This is a genomic window from Nguyenibacter vanlangensis, assembly GCF_013376155.1.
Lineage (GTDB): Bacteria > Pseudomonadota > Alphaproteobacteria > Acetobacterales > Acetobacteraceae > Gluconacetobacter > Gluconacetobacter vanlangensis.
In genome coordinates, this window is sequence record NZ_JABXXP010000753.1 from 1 (window position 1) to 1,300 (window position 1,300).

A 1,300-nucleotide genomic window follows, 5' to 3' on the forward strand; every position below is an offset into this window, starting at 1 on the left:
TGCGAACGGGCCTTCGCGATCGGCACAGGGGCGGAGACGCGTTTTGCGATCGGTGCGACGCTCGATCCCGCCGGCGGGCGGGTGACGCTCGATTGCGCCGTGGTCAGGCTGGCGGACCATGCCGATCCGCGTGAGCGCGAGGCCGTCCTGCGGCATCGCGGCCTGACGATCGTGGTGTCGGCCCGGCGGCGCCCCTATCACATGATCGCCGATTTCCGCCGACTGGGGCTGGACCTGGCGACGATCCGCATCCTGGTCGTCAAGTCCGGCTATCTGTCGCCGGAACTGGCGCCGCTGGCCCGGCCGGCCCTGATGGCGCTGTCGGACGGGGTTGTGAACCAGGACGTCGCGCACCTGACGCGCCTGCGGACGCACCGTCCGACCTTCCCGTTCGATACGGAATTCGACTGGACGCCCATGCCGCGCGGGCAGGCGGCTCGCCGGGCGTGACGGCGGCGCCTGTCCTGGCCCTGGAAGAATTGCGGGTCGCGTTCGGCGGGGTCGCTGTGCTGGACGGCGTGTCGTTCACCATCGGACGGGGCGAAACCCTGGCCCTGGTCGGAGAATCCGGTTCGGGCAAGAGCGTCGCGGCGCTGGCGGTGATGGGGATGCTGCGCGGCGGACGGGTCAGCGGCGGCCGCATATTGTTCGGCGGCGCGGATGGTGTCGTCGACCTGGCCGCGATGTCCGAACGCGCGCTGCGCGCCTATCGCGGCCGGCGGATCGCCATGATCTTCCAGGAACCGATGAGCGCGCTGAACCCCGCGATGCGCATCGGTGCCCAGCTGGGCGAATGCCTGGCCCTGCACCGTCCCGAACTGCGCGGCGGCACACGGCGGGAGGCGGCAGTCGGGCTGCTGGCCCGCACCGGCATCGCCGATCCCGACCGGTGTCTCGGCGCCTATCCGCATCATCTGTCGGGCGGGATGCGCCAGCGGGTGATGATCGCGATGGCGCTGGCGGGGAAGCCGGCGCTGCTGATCGCCGACGAGCCGACGACGGCGCTGGATGCCGGCACGCGGGGGCGTATCCTGGCGCTGATCCGCGACCTGGCGGCCGAAAGCGGCACCAGCACGTTGTTCATCACCCATGATTTCGGCTCGGCGGCGGCGATCGCCGATCGGGTGGCGGTGCTGTATGCCGGACGGATTCTCGAGGACGGTCCGATTGATTCCGTGCTGCGTGCGCCGCGCCATCCCTATACGCGTGGATTGCTGGCCGCGATGCCGGATCCGGACGGCATGGTCCTGGACGGGCAGGGGCGGCGGCGGTTGCGAACGATGGCGGGCGCCGTGCCGCC

General features: G+C 71.2%; 2 protein-coding genes. Both read left to right on the forward strand.

Features of this window, described 5'->3' with window-relative positions; translation table 11 throughout:
• The coding region (locus tag HUK84_RS18715; RefSeq protein ID WP_176641569.1) for an MlrC C-terminal domain-containing protein at nt 1-450 on the forward strand (450 nt) is incomplete at its 5' end.
• Nucleotides 447-1,300: ABC transporter ATP-binding protein (locus tag HUK84_RS18720; protein ID WP_176641570.1), on the forward strand; the 854-nt coding region annotated here is incomplete at its 3' end. The genes HUK84_RS18715 and HUK84_RS18720, both read left to right, overlap by 4 nt.